This window comes from Haloferula sp. A504 (assembly GCF_044385805.1).
Taxonomy (GTDB): Bacteria; Verrucomicrobiota; Verrucomicrobiia; order Verrucomicrobiales; family Akkermansiaceae; genus Haloferula.
In genome coordinates, this window is the sequence record NZ_JBISBU010000049.1 from 1 (window position 1) to 15,795 (window position 15,795).

General features: G+C 66.7%; 13 protein-coding genes. 4 read left to right on the forward strand and 9 right to left on the reverse strand.

Annotated elements, in window-relative coordinates; genetic code table 11:
• Positions 1 to 437, reverse strand: a 437-nt coding sequence (locus tag ACG2LG_RS18260; RefSeq protein WP_396261430.1) for an OmpH family outer membrane protein, incomplete at its 3' end; no start/stop codon positions are given.
• A gap of 127 nt (positions 438 to 564) precedes the next feature.
• Here ACG2LG_RS18260 and panC point away from each other — a divergent pair.
• From panC to ACG2LG_RS18275, 3 genes are all read left to right on the forward strand, one after another.
• A complete protein-coding gene (gene panC / locus ACG2LG_RS18265; protein ID WP_396261432.1) occupies positions 565 to 1,806 on the forward strand; it encodes a pantoate--beta-alanine ligase in 1,242 nt (413 codons plus the stop codon).
• Between the two features lie 131 nt (positions 1,807 to 1,937).
• Positions 1,938 to 3,551, forward strand: coding sequence for an L-aspartate oxidase (nadB, locus tag ACG2LG_RS18270; RefSeq protein ID WP_396261434.1), 1,614 nt, complete (start codon positions 1,938 to 1,940; stop codon positions 3,549 to 3,551).
• An 8-nt stretch (positions 3,552 to 3,559) separates the two neighbouring features.
• On the forward strand, positions 3,560 to 4,441 hold the full coding sequence (locus ACG2LG_RS18275) for a hypothetical protein (protein ID WP_396261435.1): 882 nt from the start codon (positions 3,560 to 3,562) through the stop codon (positions 4,439 to 4,441).
• On the opposite strand, the gene ACG2LG_RS18280 is transcribed toward ACG2LG_RS18275, so the two are convergent.
• From ACG2LG_RS18280 to ACG2LG_RS18315, 8 genes are all read right to left on the reverse strand, one after another.
• A complete protein-coding gene (locus ACG2LG_RS18280) occupies positions 4,426 to 6,120 on the reverse strand; it encodes a transglutaminase family protein (RefSeq protein ID WP_396261437.1) in 1,695 nt (564 codons plus the stop codon). The two genes, ACG2LG_RS18275 and ACG2LG_RS18280, sit on opposite strands and share 16 nt — an antisense overlap.
• Positions 6,113 to 7,225 carry a DUF58 domain-containing protein gene (locus ACG2LG_RS18285; RefSeq protein ID WP_396261439.1) on the reverse strand — a complete coding sequence of 371 codons (1,113 nt, stop codon included), beginning with the start codon at positions 7,223 to 7,225 and terminating at the stop codon, positions 6,113 to 6,115. Before ACG2LG_RS18285 ends, ACG2LG_RS18280 begins: the two co-directional genes overlap by 8 nt.
• A 102-nt stretch (positions 7,226 to 7,327) precedes the next feature.
• The gene (locus ACG2LG_RS18290) at positions 7,328 to 7,774 is read right to left on the reverse strand and encodes a hypothetical protein (protein ID WP_396261441.1); all 447 of its coding nucleotides are present in this window, start codon (positions 7,772 to 7,774) and stop codon (positions 7,328 to 7,330) included.
• 41 nt (positions 7,775 to 7,815) lie between these two features.
• On the reverse strand, positions 7,816 to 8,235 hold the full coding sequence (locus tag ACG2LG_RS18295; protein WP_396261443.1) for a type II toxin-antitoxin system VapC family toxin: 420 nt from the start codon (positions 8,233 to 8,235) through the stop codon (positions 7,816 to 7,818).
• Positions 8,236 to 8,241: 6 nt separating this feature from the next.
• Positions 8,242 to 8,577 carry a hypothetical protein gene (locus ACG2LG_RS18300; RefSeq protein ID WP_396261445.1) on the reverse strand — a complete coding sequence of 112 codons (336 nt, stop codon included), beginning with the start codon at positions 8,575 to 8,577 and terminating at the stop codon, positions 8,242 to 8,244.
• Positions 8,570 to 9,145, reverse strand: a complete 576-nt coding sequence (locus tag ACG2LG_RS18305) for a hypothetical protein (protein ID WP_396261447.1) — start codon at positions 9,143 to 9,145, stop codon at positions 8,570 to 8,572. The genes ACG2LG_RS18300 and ACG2LG_RS18305 overlap by 8 nt, the downstream gene beginning before the upstream one ends.
• The gene (locus ACG2LG_RS18310) at positions 9,138 to 10,118 is read right to left on the reverse strand and encodes a hypothetical protein (protein ID WP_396261449.1); all 981 of its coding nucleotides are present in this window, start codon (positions 10,116 to 10,118) and stop codon (positions 9,138 to 9,140) included. The genes ACG2LG_RS18305 and ACG2LG_RS18310 overlap by 8 nt, the downstream gene beginning before the upstream one ends.
• A gap of 489 nt (positions 10,119 to 10,607) precedes the next feature.
• Positions 10,608 to 14,180, reverse strand: coding sequence for a class I SAM-dependent DNA methyltransferase (locus ACG2LG_RS18315; RefSeq protein WP_396261451.1), 3,573 nt, complete (start codon positions 14,178 to 14,180; stop codon positions 10,608 to 10,610).
• 254 nt (positions 14,181 to 14,434) lie between these two features.
• Between ACG2LG_RS18315 and ACG2LG_RS18320 the strand changes: the two genes are divergently transcribed.
• Positions 14,435 to 15,748 carry a glutamate--tRNA ligase gene (locus ACG2LG_RS18320; RefSeq protein ID WP_396261453.1) on the forward strand — a complete coding sequence of 438 codons (1,314 nt, stop codon included), beginning with the start codon at positions 14,435 to 14,437 and terminating at the stop codon, positions 15,746 to 15,748.
• Positions 15,749 to 15,795 lie beyond the last annotated feature (47 nt).

Here is a 15,795-nt window from a genome sequence, read left to right on the forward strand (position 1 = left end):
TCCTCCACCAGCTTGCGGATCTCCTCGAGGATCCCCTTCATCCGCTGCACCATCTTCTCGTTGAGCGCCTGGTTGCGGCGCTGCAGGAACTCGCGGCGTTCGCGGTCCAGCGCAATGCCCTCGTTCTGCTTCATCTGCCATTCCTGATAGACGCTCTGCTTCTTCGAGTCGGAAATCGACGGATCGTCGAGCTGCTTGCGCATGTTCTGCAGCTCGGTGTCCAGCTCGCGGATGCGGGCCAGCCGCTCGTTGTTCTCCTTCTGGATGCGGGCGCGCTCGATGTTGATCTGCTTCTGGGCCTCGTTGGTGCGGTGGTACTCCTTGAAGAGCGACTGCATGTCCACGGTCGCGATGTCGAGAGTGCCTTCCTGCGCGACGGCGGCCCCAGAGAGCCCGATCGCCAGCACAAGGGCGGTAATGGTGCGGATGATTTTCATGAATACGGATGTCCCTTTCGGGGTTCGCGGCCACCGTGAACGTATTTCCGAGGGCCGTCAACGCCGGTCCTCGGGGTTCAGGATGGGCCTTGCGGCCTTCGCTCCGCTCGCAAATGCTGCTGCCGACATGCGTGTCGTCACCGATCCCGCCGAGCTGCGCCGGCCCTCGCCGAGCCCCGTGGTCCTCGTCCCGACCATGGGTGCCCTGCACGAAGGCCACCTCGCCCTGATCCGGCGGGCCCGGGAGGCGGCCGGGGCCGACGGCACGGTGGCGGTGTCGATCTTCGTCAATCCGATCCAGTTCGACCGCGCCGAGGATCTCGCCGCCTATCCGCGCCCGCTCGACGACGATCTGGCGAAATGCCGGGCCGCAGCGGTCGATCTCGTCTTCGCGCCGGAGCAGAGGGCCGTGTACTTCCCCGACCGCTCGATCACCGTCCTCGAAACCTCGCTGTCGAAGACCCTCTGCGGCGCCACCCGGCCCGGCCATTTCGATGGCGTGTGCACGGTGGTCCTCAAGCTCTTCAACCTGATCCGCCCGGACGCGGCCGTCTTCGGCGAAAAGGACTACCAGCAGCTCGCCATCATCCGCCGCCTGGTCCGCGACCTCGACGTGCCGGTGGAAATCCTCAGTCACCCGACCGTCCGCGAACCCGACGGGTTGGCCATGTCATCCCGCAATGCCAGACTCGATCCGGCGCAGCGGACGGATGCTCCCCGAATCCACCGGGCCTTGGTCGAAGCCTCGGAAAAGCACGATCCCGCCTCGATCCTCGCCACCGCCCGCACCGGCATCGAGTCGCCGATTAGCCGCATCGACTACCTCGAACTTGTCGATGCCGAGACGCTCCAGCCCGCCATCGATCTTTCTCGTCCCACCCGGCTGGCGGCTGCGGTCTTCTACGGTGACGTCCGCCTGATCGACAATGTATTGGTATTTCCGGTTCTGCCGTTGATGACGGCGTTGAAAACCGTTGACGCGCACAAGAAATACGAAGTCGGCCTCCTCGGTGTCCTCATCTCCCTCGCCGGGGGCAGTCTCTTCGTGATTGGGTTTCCCGAGCGAAAAACCTGGGACCCGGCCTTGTTCGCTTTTGAAGGCAGGAACCAGTGTGCATTCGCCTTTACCGACGAAACACATGCTGCCGAATGGGTCTCACCCCTTCGCAAACATGGCTTGGGCCTTTTCCGAATGCCCATCCAGGAGATCTTTGAAGACCTGATCCATCTCGACCAACCACTCGGCCTCACCGTCAATCCGGCATCCGAAGAAAGCTTCGACTTTGAAGCCGCCAAGCTCGCACATTTTCAGCAATTGATACAGGAACTTTGTGGTCGGGCTGAGTCGAGTTCCGAGGACGCTTCCTGAGCAGCAGACTCAGGATAATTCCTTGGCGTTCTTCGGATTTTGACGATTGAATCCGGATCCGTCATGAGCATGTCTCCCCGCCCTGCCAGCATGTCATTTTTTCAGCTTCTCAGCGTTTCAGCTTTTATCCCGTGACCTCCGACTTCCTCGTCATTGGTGGCGGCATCGCCGGCCTGTCCTTCGCCATCCGGGCGGCGGCCCACGGTTCCGTGACGCTGGTCTGCAAGGGCGAGCTGCCCGACTCCAACACCGCCTGGGCCCAGGGCGGCATCGCCTCGGTCCTGCCCGAGGGACTGCGGGACCCGGGCGACTCGGTCGATCTGCACGTCGCCGACACGCTTGATGCCGGCGCCGGGCTATGCCGCGAAGACGTCGTCCGGGCCATCGTCGGCGAAGGCGCGACGACCATCGACGAACTCGTCGCGCATGGCGCGGAGTTCGACCGCGACGGCGGCGGCTACGATCTGCACAAGGAAGGCGGCCACTCGAAGCGCCGCATTCTTCACTCGCTCGACACCACCGGCCGGGAGATCGCCAACTCGCTGATCGACAAGGCCCGGGCCACTCCCGGCCTGACCATCCTCGAGCACCATTTCGCGATCGACCTCATCACCACCGGCAAGCTGGGCGCGGTGACCGAAGACCGGGTGCTCGGCGCCTACGTGCTGGAAAGCGAGACCGGCGAGGTGAAGGTCCTCCGCTCCGACCGGGTGGTCCTCGCCACCGGCGGCTGCGGCAAGGTCTACCTCTACACGACCAACCCGGACTCCGCGACCGGCGACGGGGTCGCCATGGCCTGGCGGGCCGGCGCGTCCGTGGCCAACATGGAGTTCATCCAGTTCCACCCGACCTGCTTCTACAATCCCGGCGCCACCGGTCCGGAAGCCCGGTCCTTCCTCGTGTCCGAAGCCGTCCGCGGCGAGGGCGCGGTGCTGATCAACGACCGGGGCGAGGATTTCGTGAAGCGATCCGATCCCCGCGGCTCGCTCGCCCCGCGCGACATCGTCGCCCGCGCGATCGACCGCGAAATCAAACGCACCGGCAAGCCCTGCGTCTATCTCGACGCCACGCGCAAGCCCCCCGGATTCTTCCGCGAGCAGTTTCCCTACATCCACGACAAGCTGCTCGATTTCGGCCTCGATGCCGAAAAGCAGCCGATCCCGGTCGTCCCCGCCGCCCACTACCAGTGCGGCGGCGTGGTGACCGACATCGACGGCAAGACCACCGTGCGCGGATTGTACGCGATCGGCGAAGTCGCCTGCACCGGACTGCACGGGGCCAACCGCCTCGCGTCCAACTCGCTGCTCGAGGGCAACGTGCTGGCCCGCCGGGCCCTCGACCACCTGCTGCACCACCACCCGCCCGGAAAAGCCTCGCCGGAAGCCCCGAGCATCCCCGACTGGTCGCACGGCGACACCACCCCGCCCGACGAGCTGGTGGTCATCTACCACAACTGGGACGAGCTCCGCCGCCTGATGTGGGACTACGTCTCGATCGTCCGCACCGACAAGCGCCTGCGCCGCGCCGGCACCCGCCTGAAGAACCTGCGCAAGGAGGTTCGCGAGTTCTACTGGGGCCACCGGGTGAACGCCGACATCCTCGAACTCCGCAACCTCGTCGCCGTCGCCTCGCTGGTCGTCGATTGCGCGATCCGGCGCCGCGAATCGAGGGGCTTGCATCATACTCTAGACTACCCCCATCTTGACGACCGGTTCGCGAAGGACACGATCCTCCGCCGCTTCTGAAAATTCCCATGCGCCTGCCCACCCCGCTCATCGCCCTCGCAGCCGTCCTCACGGCGGCGGAGCCGGCGCATGCCCAGGCGGTGGCCAGCTCGGCGAATCTCCCGCGGGTGGTCATCCCCACCACCCGCCAGCCGATCCAGCCCGCCCCGCGCACCCCCGCCGCCGGCAACCGGCTCTACCCGTGGCGGCAGAACATCACCGCCACCGTGTTCTGGATTGGCGAGCAGCCGACGCAGAACAACCCGACCCCGAACTGCAAGTCGTCGTGGGATCAGAACTGGATGGGAAATTTCGGCGGCTACGACAACCCGGACCCCAAGGCCCGCGTCGCCTGCCACACCACCTCCGATTTCCGGCCGAAGGGATTCATCCCCAAGCTCAACCCCTTCTACATCGCGCTGCCCTACAACGACGTCGCCGGCTGGTCGCGGCACAAGCCGGAAGCCGCCAAGGTGATTCCGTGGTTCTCGCGCGTGAACCCGAAGCCCGGGAAGACGGTCCTCAAGGGCCGCTGGGTGCAGATCTACCATGGAGGCCGTAGTTGCTACGCCCAGTGGGAGGACTGCGGACCGTGGGTGACCGACGACTGGCGCTACGTCTTCGGCAACAGCCCGCCGAAGAACCGCAACAACAAGGGGGCCGCAATCGACATTTCTCCTTCGATCCGCGACTACCTCGGCCTCCAATCCGGCGAGAAGTGCCACTGGCGGTTCGTCGAGGCGTCCCAGGTCCCCTACGGTCCGTGGAAAAAATACGGACCCCGGGGCGGCGGCGTCACCCCCGACGGCACCGACTTCGAGTCGAAGCGACGCTACCTCGAGTATCTGAAGAAGCTGCGCGACGAGCAGTACAGCCGCACGGGCGGCTCCGGCTCCTATTCGCGGAACTGAGCGTCCCACTCGCGGATCTTCGCGCCGAGCAGGCGCTCCCGCTCCCGGTCCCGGCTTCCGCCTTCGTAGCGGACGCCGTAGTGGTAGGCGATCAGGTCCCCGGCAAATTCCGGCGGGTCGCCCAGCGCTTCGAGCATCGAGCGCAGCGTCCGTCCCGGATACCACCTCACCCCGCGACGCCGGCAGGCGGAGGCAAAGGCGGGACCGTAGGCCGGCTGTTTCCCGCCGCCGCCCATGACGGCGGACTCCGGGCGCCGGCGGCGCATCGGCCAGAGCAACACCACCGGGAAGAGCCCGAAGGCGACGAGGCCGAGCAGCCACGGCAGTGGCCGGGCCGCATCGGGCGAGATCTCGTCCATCTCCACCTCGTCCATTCCCGGCGGCGGCGCGTCGGGCGGAGCAACCTCGGGCCGCAGCCGCTCCAGGGCGGTCGGAGGCGTCGGATCGAGCACCACCCATCCCTCACCCTCGAGAAAGACCTCAACCCAGGCGTGGGCTTCCCGCGCCCGGAAGACGAACAACCCACTACCTTCGTAGTAGGTGCCCCCGGTCCAGCCGTAGCAGATGCGCGACGGCACCCCGACCGCCCTCGCCATCAAGGCTCCGGCGGTCGCGAAGAACTCACAATGCCCGCGCTGTTCCTCGAAGAGGAAATTCTCCATCGGATCGCGGTTGTCGGGGTTTTCAGTCACCAGCGAATACTCAAGAGTGGTCCGCAGGTTGGTGCGGATCTGCTTGAGCCGGGCGACGGGCAGGCCGCCGCCGGTCACCGCGTCGGTGAACCTCGCGATCCGCGATCCGAACGCGTTGTTGGGCAGGTCCAGGTATCCATCGGGCAGCCCCCGGCCCGGCACCGCCATCGGGTCCACCTCATCGAGCGTCCGCGGGCGGGAAACCGCATCATACTCGTAGCCGCCGCCATCGGTCTCCGGCAGCAGCAGATGTCCCGGAGCCCGCTCCCGCACACCGGGAAGCCGGACTGCGGCGAGGCCCTGGACGCCAACCAGCGGGTTCTGGCCGTGCGGTTCCCGGCCGAGGAAGACCCGGTAACTGACCGGTTCGCCCCGGGGCGCTCCCCCGACCCGCAACCAACCGTCGTTGCCGGTCGTCCGGGCCAGGTCGCCGCCGCCGAGCGGCGCCCAGGTGCTGTCGTCGTAGCGGGCCATGGCAAACGCGTGCACGTAGACCCGCGACTCCAGCAGCCGCCCGGCGTCCGCGGACGGCTGGAGGAAGACCTCCGGGCGGTTGCCCGGCTTGAAGTTCGTGCGCCTCGGCAGCGGACGCTCGCCCTCGTGGTTCCACAGCCAGTTGCCGCCGCGGCTTTCCGATTCCCGCTGCTCCTCGAGCCGGCGCTTCGCCGCCGCCTCGGGGCGCAACCACTCCTCGACCTTGGCGGCCACCTGCTCGAGCGGTTCCGGCGCGGTGTGGAAATACGCGAGGAATCCGACCTCGACGGCGAGCACCACCGCCCCCAGTGCGATCGAATCGAGCAGGCGGGCGCGCCGCCGGCTCGGCAGCACCGGCAGATCCGGGCGCCTGGCCACGGCCCAGCAGCCGAGCCCGCCGAACAGGCAGACCACCGCCACGCAGGCCCTGACCACCGCCGGCCAGGTCTCCGGGTGCCCCCTCAGCAGCACGTAGGCGGCTGCCAGCGAAAGCAGGGCCGCGAGACTACGCACGGCTTCCTCCTTTCAACCGCAGACCCCTCTCGTAGTCGCTCACATCCACGACACGGACGCCCCGGCGGCCCGCCACCAGACCCTCCCATGCCGCCGGCGGCATGTCGGAAATGACCACCACCTCCCCATCCAGCTCATCCAGCCGCGCCTCCACCTCATGGGCCTCGGTCCCCGGCGCGCGCCGCGCCCGGCACAGCGCGTCCCCGAGCTGGCTCAGCGAATCCCGGCCCACGACTTCCCGCGGCACCCATTCCTCGAAGTCGGCAAGCCAGGTCACCGGCACCCGGCGCATCCGCAAGCGGCGGACCGCCCCCCAGCCGAGCGAAAGCGCCCGCTCGAAGCGATCCGGACGAATCAGCGCGCGATCCGCCCCGTAGGAGTGAAACAGCAGGATCACCCGCTGCGGACGGAATCCGGGCGGATCCAGCTCGCGGACCATCAGCGCCCCCCCCTGCGCCGCTGACTTCACGCTCGCGGCCCACGCCACGGTCTTCACCCGGTCGCCGGCGCGGTAGTCACGCAGCCCCCGCAGCTCGCCCACCGCCTCGCGCGCCCCCGGGCGGCGCCTTTCCCCGGACCCGAGCGAACCGGAGCCCGCCAGCATCTCGACCGGCACCACCGGCCTCGGCAAGACCCGCATCCGGTGTCCGATGCGGAAATTCCGCGACTGCCGGAACAGGCCCCACGGGAACTCCGAGGTCAGCTCGACCTCCAGAGCTTCCGAGACGCCCCTCGCCGGCAATTCGACGCGGACCTCCCCCGACGCCGACGATCCCGCGGCGATCCAGGGGAGAAGTGCCTCCGCTTCGAAGTTGCCCGCGCCCTTGACCGAAATCCGCACCCGGAAGGCGTCCACCAGGCGCCGCCGGTTGCGCGCCACCACCCCGAGCCTCACCTCGTCCCCGGCCTGCGCCACGCCGGGAGCCTCCACCGTGGTTTCGAGCCGCCGCAGGTTCCACCAGCCGAGAAGCTTTGCCAGCCCCACCAGGATCGCGCCCGCCAGCCCGATCGCGATCAGCACGCCGTCGACCAGAATCAATCCCGCCGCCGCCAGCGAAAACGACGCGCCGACCACCACACTGCCCCGTTTCTCAAGCTTGACCACCGTCCCGCCATCATGCGCCCGATCCGCCGGGAACCAATGCAAAAGGCCGAACTTTGAACTTGGAACGGCGAGGCGAGCCCACCCTGGCCCAAATTCTACCCATCATTCCTTTGTCTTCGGGTTTCGGCCCGAAAGTTCACAAGCATAAAGACCCCCATGCTCGCGAAGTAGCGCATGCATTGCATCGAGCACGATCTTGTCGATTTTCCCGTCGCTACAGTGGTAGTCTTCGGCCACGGCATCGAGGGCGGTGACCGGGTGCTCGCCCTCGCCGGTGAAGCCGAGTTGGTTGACCTCGAAGCCCCGTTTCAACAGGTCCCGCAGCAGGCCGAAATCCCGCGACCACACCGCGTAAATCAGCGCGTGCCCGGAACTCTGTCCGGGCGGCGCGAGCAAGGCTCCGGCATCCAATGCGTCGTGGACATCATGGTGCCGGAGGTAGATCCAGCGATTGAACACGCTTTCGCCCTCATCGGGCAGGATGCGGTTCCAGTCGATGTCGCTGGCGTTCCCGACCGACGGAGGATCTCGTGGTTCCGGCGTGCTCATGGCGGGTTCTTCTCGCTGGGAGCTGGCATGCTGACCGGCTCTCAGTCCAGCCAGTTCTCAAACCTGAGCCCCGGGACCTTTTCGAAATCCACGCTGTTGCGCGTGAGCAGCAGGGCACCGCGTTCGATGGCGATGCAGGCGATCCTGAGATCCAGGGTGCCGATCCGGATGCCGGATTTGCGGAAGCGCTCGAATCGCGATGCGGCACCCCGGTCCCATGGCAGCTGATCGAAGCCCGCGAGGAAGTTCACCCGTTGTCCCAACGCAGCATAGGCGCGTGTCTGCTCCGTGACGGCTTTCGCTCCGGCGATCTTTGCGAGCCAACCGCGCATCTGCTCTTCCACGGAAATGATCGTGATGGCGACTTCCCCATCCGCCTCCGCCAGCCGGGTGGCCAGCCGTTTTCCCGGAGCTGTCGCATATCCGAGTTCCGTCAGATGGTCGGTGTCGAGTGCGAGCACCGCCGTTCAGGGCTTGGCCTGTTTCCTGCGGATGTCGCGCCCCATGGCATCAGCCTCACGGGCTATTCTGGTGTCGCGAAGGCGACCGGCCATCAGACTCCAATCCTTCGGGGCATCGATTCTTTCCCTCAACTCCATCACCTGCCTGTCCAGCCGCTTGATCTCCTGCGAGAGAATTCCCAGCTCGCCGAGCTTCTTCTCGAACGCGGCGAGCTTCTTTTCGGTGATCGCTTGCATCCCGGACATATTCGGCGGAATTGGGGGGACCGGCAAGATGCGAATCACGTCCATCCAGACAATCCCGCTGTTGTGCCAACCCTCAAATTGCCTGATGTCAGGCATCTCTGTGCGGCTGGGGAATCTTGTGCAATTCAAGTTGTCTCCGCCACTCGGCCCGCACCCGCCGGGGATTGTCGAGCGGACCGTCACAGGCCCGGCCCCTGACCCGGACGCCGCGCCGCGCCCGGTCGGGAAAATCCCGGGTTTCGGAAATCCAAGTGCTCCACCAACGCCACAGGCCGTCGATGGGAGTGACGCTCACATAGGGCAATCCGAGCTTCTCCGCTTCCCCGGCGAGCCAGGCATCGCGCTCCCGCCCTCGAGTCATGATGTGGTCCTCCGGCCGCGTCCACGCCGCCCACAGGCCGAGCACGCGCCGATCAAAAGCCTCGGCGACTTCGCTCGCCACCGGATGGAGGATCTCCAGCGTCTTCCGCCCGACGCCGTCCATCCCGTCGAGACGCTCGAAGCGCATGGCCACCAGTGCGAAATCGAACTGCACGGCGCCCTGATCCGGCAACACCCGCCCGAGCGAAAAGCCCGCACACGCGCACGGCCGTTCCTGTTTCAGGGCCGGGCGCACGATCTGTCCCTCGAAGCGGGGATGCCGCAGCAGTCGAAGCTCATTCATCGCTCCAGATCGCGGTGGATCTTTTCCAGATGACGGCGTCGTCTTTGCCGACCCGGTCGAGCCACGTGCCTTGGAGCCAGATGGTTCCCTGGATCATCTGTCCCTTGCGGGGCGGAGCGCCTTCTGTCCAAGCGGCGCGAAAGAGATAGACCACCAGACAATGCCCGCTGGGAAGTTCGTCCGGCAGACACTCCACTTCCAAGCGCCATCCCTGAAACTCGGGTCTCGGCCTGATACCCGTCACCCGCCGGACCTTGCCGATCAGCATGTGGTGGTCGTGGTGGTCGGAAAAGAGCGTCCTCAATCGGTCGCTGGTCACCGTCAGGTGGAAGTCCGGATCGTCCGCCTCGGCATGCCTGCCTTCGTCACGAAGTTCTTGTTTGCGGAGTTCTACCATCGGGCCTTCGCGGATGATCCACGGATCGCTGAAATAGGTTTCCATCGACAGTCCGAGGCCCACCAAGGCCACGCGAGCGAGGCCGGTCCGCTTCCATGAGTCCGCCCTCTCGGCAAAATCAGTGGCGAAGAACTCAAGATCATGGCCGCTCGCCGTCTCCGCGACGACCGTGCCCTCATACGGGCCGTAGGAATCGGTGGTTTGCTCGATCCGGACAATCCACTCCGAGCTGCGAACCAGCACCGGGTAGGCGGAAACCAGATCATAGGGCTCATCGTAGCTCGCCACCCCACACAGAAATCGAAAGCGGATCGACGCCTGGGGAAACTCACAGGCTTCGACCCGTGCGTATTCGCCGCCGGACCACGGTGCGGGAGCAGGATCGCCGATCCCACTGGCCAAAAGAAGGAATTTGTCGATCAGCCCGTCGAGTTGGCGCTCGTCGGTCACTCCGAGTGCCCGCCAGTGGTGGCCGTGGCCTAGAGTGCCTTCCACCGGGTCGGCTGAGGAATCTTCGGGCGGATGACTGCGCCAGGGATCGGGCAACCATCCCGAATCGGAGGGAATTTCCGTCATGGGGGGATTTCAGCAAACAGGGTCGGACATATGTGGGGTGAATCCGGGCAGCGGTCGGCCCGGATGCGCGGATGGTGCCGGAGAGTGAGCTTGTGAGGGACTGGAACACGATGAAATTCCCTGACCGCTTCCGATGCCTGGCGGTGTCATGCGTGGCAACAACACCCCGTGCGCCCCGTTGGGGGGCGCGGGGATCGGCGGGAGGCGGCGGACCAGAGTGAAATCCGGGACGGATTTCACCCTTCGCTATCACCGATCGCGCCGTTGGCGCGGGGGAGGTGATGCGACAGCGGGCCCATTGACGACCCAGTGACCGCAGTCCGTGTCGTTGGTGCGGGAATTGCGATGCGACGGAATTGTGGTCGGCGCGCCGATTCACGGCCCCAACGGGGCCGACGGCGATAGCGAAGGGTGCCGAAGGCACCCTGGAACCCTGGAACCCCCACCCCATCGCGCCCCAACGGGGCGCACGGAGGGCCGCCGATGGCCTCACCCGTGGCCGAGCCCTTTGAGGGTCTCGAGGATCGCCTCGATCTGCTCGCTGCGCTTGCGGCTCTTGCGGCCGAAGAGTCCGGAAAGCCCCTCCGCCGTGGCAGCGGGGTCGGCGGCGAGATGCTGGCGGATGAGGGCGACCTGCTCCGGCAACCTCGAAGGCCACGACAAGGCCTTGGCCCCCGGCGGCCGCGCGGTTTTCGTCGGCGCGGTGCCATCGTCGGCGAGCGTTTGTTGGACGGGGCCGGCCTCGGCAGCGCCGGGATTCTGATAGTCGGGCCGCAGCCAGCGGACCCGCCCCTGCCGCTCCTCGGCGGCACGTGCGTGGTTGAGCGCGACGAGGCGGCTGAGCAGCTGTTCCCGTCTTCCGTCTTCGGTCTTGGCGTGTTCCGTCTCGGCCGCCAGGTCGCTCCAGCCGTAGGCTTCGAGGACGGCGGCGTCGAGTTCGTCGTGGAGCTGCCGGAGCAGGGTGACGAGGCCCTGGTCGTGGATCTTCCTTTCCTTGTCGGTGAGGGCCTCGCCGGCGCGGAGCTTTTCGAGGACGTTGTAAATGCCGGTGAGCGTGAGGCCGGGATGCAACTCCTGCTGCCGCTTGCGGTGCGCGTCGAGCCGCTCGCCCAAATCGCGGATGCGCTGCTTGAGCGGGCCTTCGGAGAGATCGGGAAAGGGGAAGGGGTCGAAGCAACGGGACTTGTTGTAGCGGGGGTCGTTGCCCATCCCAAGACGCCCGCCGGCGGCAAGCGCCCATGTCACGTGGATCGTGGAGGAGAGGACGCCGAGGTGGAAGGCGTCGTCGGAGGCGATGGCGACCAGCATGTTGTCCGGGAGAATGCTTCGGTCGAGGAAGGTGAAGAAGCGGTGTTTGCTGGTCTCGACGGTGGCGATGTAGCGGGGGAGGTTGGCGAGTGCGGGACGAAAATCGCGGCGGGGCTCGCCGAAAATCCACCAGTTGATGCGATAGGTGTCTCGATTGTTTTGGTCCCGCTCAGGTTTCACGTGCGTGAGCACATGCTGATAGAGTGTGGGACATTCGGACCGCGCCTGCTCGTCGGTTAGACCAAAGAGATCGATCACACGAACGCCGCGCGGTCGGTTGGTGAGATCCTTGCCGTTGCGGTATCCTTTGAGATGCTTCTCGATGCCGGGAATCGAGCCGAGGCCGAGTTGGGTGGCTTCCTCGTTCGTGACGATGAAGCCGGAGCCGTGGAGCTTGACGCCGGGGCAACTGAGTTTCGAGTTGGCTTGCAGGCTGACACACGACGTCAAATCCGCGCCGATTTGCAGATTGGGGGCAAGAATGCCCCCGCTCCGAATGAGGGTCACATCCACCTCCCCATGCTCCATCGGTCGCTCGGCGGTGACCTTTTCGAGAACGCCCTCGGCCTTGCCGGGCGCGGCGACGGTCATGGCGATGCGGACGGCGGCACCGTCGGCCGAGTCGATCCACGGGTGGTCGGGAATGGCGTAGGCGAGATGGATCGGCGTTTTCGCGTGGGCGAGGAAAGGCTCGATCACGCGGCGGTTGAAGGTCTGGTGGATGGAGTTGGTGGTGATGAAGCCGAAGCGTTTGCAAAGGCCTTGCGCGGTCTCTGCAGCGGCCTTGCACCACCAGAACATGACGAGGTCGGCGGACTCGGGGACCCCGCCCTTCCAGGCCTTGCGCAGGGCTTCGGTGTAGCCGTCGCCGAGCGCCTCGCGCATGCGGGAGGCCCCGATGAAGGGCGGGTTGCCGACGATGTAGTCGGCCTGCGGCCATTCGGCGCGGCGCGGGTTCACGTAGTCGAAGAGCACGCTGCGCGCGGATTCGTCGGGGACTTCCCTGCCGGTGACGGGGTGGGGCCTGGTCGTGTGGCCGTCCCAGATGGTGAGGATTTCGCCGCTGTCGGGATCGCGGCGCGGGATGCGTTCGTCGTAGGCGAGCACGGCGTCTTGCCGGCGGATGGACGGGGTTTTCGGCAGCAGCGGGCGGTCGCCGGTGTCGGCCTTGCCGGTGGTCTTGCGCTGCCACTGGAAGTAGCCGATCCAGAGGACGAGCTGGGCGATGGCGACGGCGTTGGGCGAGAGTTCGAGGCCAAGGAACTGCTCGGGGCGGACCTTGTATTCGCTCATCTCGAAGGTGGCGTCGCCGCCGAGGGCGGTGACGAGTTCGAGGACCTCGGCTTCGAGGCGCTTGAGGTGTTCGAGGGTGACGTAGAGGAAGTTGGCGGTGCCGCAGGCGGGGTCGAGCACGCGGAGCGCGCACAGGTGGCGGTGGAAGTCGGTGACGAGCGCGAGCGCCTCGGCGTCGGCCTTTCGCGCCTCGGCGCGGGCCTTGGCGGCGGCGGCGGCTGCCTTCTTGGCGGCATCGGTGAGGCCGAGGGATTTCACCTCGGCATCGAGTCCGGCGGCGCGGGCTTCGAGCCGGCCGGCATCGGCATGGAGCTTGGCGGCGGCGATGCGGGTGGCCTCCCATTGCTCGCGCAGGGGATCGAGGATGACCGGGCGGATCAGGCGCTCGACGTAGGCGCGCGGGGTGTATTCGGCGCCGAGCTTGTGGCGCTCGCGGGGGTCGAGGGCGCGGGTGAGCAGGGTGCCGAAGATCGACGGCTCGACCTCCGACCAGTCGGAGGCGGCGGCATCGGCGAGCATGTCGAGCTGGGTGGCATCGAGCGGCAGGGCGGTGGTGGATTCGAAGAGGCCGCCGTTGAAGTGGGCGATTTCCTGGAACAGGACGAGCGAGGAGGCGGTGCCGGTGGCCATTTCCTTCCACAGGGCCTGGACGTGGACGGGGAAGGCGGAGGGGTCCGACTTGAGCTTTTCGAGGAGGTCGCGGAAGCCGTCGGCGGGCAGCAGGCCGATGTCCTCGGCGAACATCGTGAACAGGCAGCGCTGGAGGAAGCCGGCGATGATTTGCGGGTCGTGGCCGGCGGCTTCGAGCGCGCGGGCGAGGCGGGCGAGGCGGCTGGCGATGTCGCGGGTGACCTCGGCGGCGCGCTTCGAGGGGTCGAGCGCGTGGGGGTCGGTGAAGACGAGGCGCAGGCGCTCGCGGATTTCCGGGCGGCGGAGGTCGGCGAGGAGGATGCGGTGGTGACGCGGGTCGGGGAAGCGCTCGTAGCGGCCACCGGTGCAGGTGAACTCGGCGTAGAGGTCGAGCGAGTGGCCGACGTCGCAGACGATGAGGAAGGGCGGTCGGCCGTGGGCGGCGGGCAGGTGGGTGATGTAGTCGCGACCCTGGTGGTAGGCGCGCTCGAGGGCCTGGTCGAAGGCGGCGCTGCCGCGGCGGCCGTGGCCGGTCTTGGCGGGCGCGGCGGTGTCATCGGCGGAGGTGCCCTGCTTGGTTTCGCAGACGAGATGGCGGGCCTTGTAGAGGTCGATGTAGTTGGTGGTGGCGGTGCCGTCGGGGTTCACCCGGGTGATCGCGCGGTCGAAGACGTAGAGGTTGCGCTCGGGGTCGGGCGAGGTCGGGTCGGGCCGCTGGACTTCGAGAATGTCGCAGAGTTCCGAGAGGAACATCTGGTAGTTGGCCCGTTCGGCGGCGCCGGAGTTTTCCCAGCGGGTGATGAAGGCGTCGATGGCATCGGCCGGGGGCATGGTGGAAGCGTAAGTGGCCGCCGAATCCGATGGCAAGGTGGGGCCCGAGTAATCTTTCCGGGCCAAAAGTTCCGCCGATTGGCGGCGGAGGGCGGGTGCGTGGCGCTGCGGGCAGCGATCTTCGGTGGGGGCACGGTCACGGAATACCAAAAGGCCTCGGCATTGCGGGAGCCGGTGAGCGACGACGAGCTTTGAGGTGGAATTCCCCGAACTTTGCGCTTGGAAGTTCAACCGCCCGCTAGGGAACTAGCGGCATGCACGTCCGCACCCGCTTCGCCCCGTCGCCGACCGGTTTCCTCCACGTCGGCGGCGCACGCACCGCGCTGTTCAATTTCCTCTTCGCCCGCCACCACGGCGGCAGCTTCGTGCTGCGCGTGGAGGACACCGACAAGGAGCGAAACACCGGCGACGCGCGGGCCGCCATCTTCGATGGCATGAGATGGCTCGGACTCGATTGGGACGAGGGCGAAGGCAAGGGCGGCGACTACGGGCCCTACAACCAGTCCGAGCGCACCCACCTCTACGACAAGTGGTTCGAGGTCCTGCTCGAAAAGGACCGCGTCTACGAGGACGACGGCGCCTGGCGTTTCCGCTTCGAGCGCAAACCGGTCACCATGAACGACCTCGTCTGCGGCGAAGTCACCATCGACTACCGGAATCTCGACAACAACCCGGACATGGTCGTGCGCCGCTCGGACGGCTCCTACGTCTTCCACTTCGTCAACGTGGTCGATGACCTGGAAATGAAGATGACCCACGTGATCCGCGGCGAGGACCACCTGATGAACACCCCGAAGCACCTCCAGCTCTTCGAGGCCTTCGGCGTCGAGCCACCGCAATACGCCCACATGCCGCTCACCCTCAATGCCGACGGATCCAAGATGTCGAAGCGCGACGAGGGGGCGATCATCGGCGACTACCCGAAGGCCGGATTCATCGCCCCGGCGGTGGCCAACTTCATCGCCCTGCTCGGCTGGAATCCGAAGACCGAGGAGGAGGTCTTCACCATGGACGAACTCATCGAGCGCTTCTCACTGGAGAACATCAACCGCTCGCCCGGTCGCTTCGACTCCGAGAAATGCGCGTGGATCAACCAACAGCACCTGCTCAAGCTCGACCCGGCGGCCTTCGCCGAAGCCGCCCGACCTTTCGTCGAGACCGCCAGCCTGCCGATCACCGACCGCTACCCGGCCGCCGCCGCCTCGGTGCAGGAAAAGGTCCGGCTCCTCTCGGAGGTGCCCGAGGCCCTCGATTTCCTGCTCAAGGATGACATCGGGATCGACGGGCAGGCCCTGGAGAAGGTGAGGAAGAGCGAGGCCGCCGGCACGCTGCTCGCCGCGCTGGCCGATGCCCTGGAGTCCCTCGACCGATGGTCCGCCGATGCCGCCAAGGAATGCATCGGCACCACCGCCAAGGCCAACGGCGCGAAGCCCGGCCAGCTGATGTTCCCCACCCGGGTCGCCCTCAGCGGCAAGACCGGCGGACCCGACCTCGGCGACATCCTCGGCATCCTTGGCAAGCAAGAATGCGTCAAGCGCCTGCGCGACTTCGTGGAGCGCCGGTTATGAAACCGGCATTCTCCAAACAGGTCCGGATGCCGGTTTCATAACCGGCG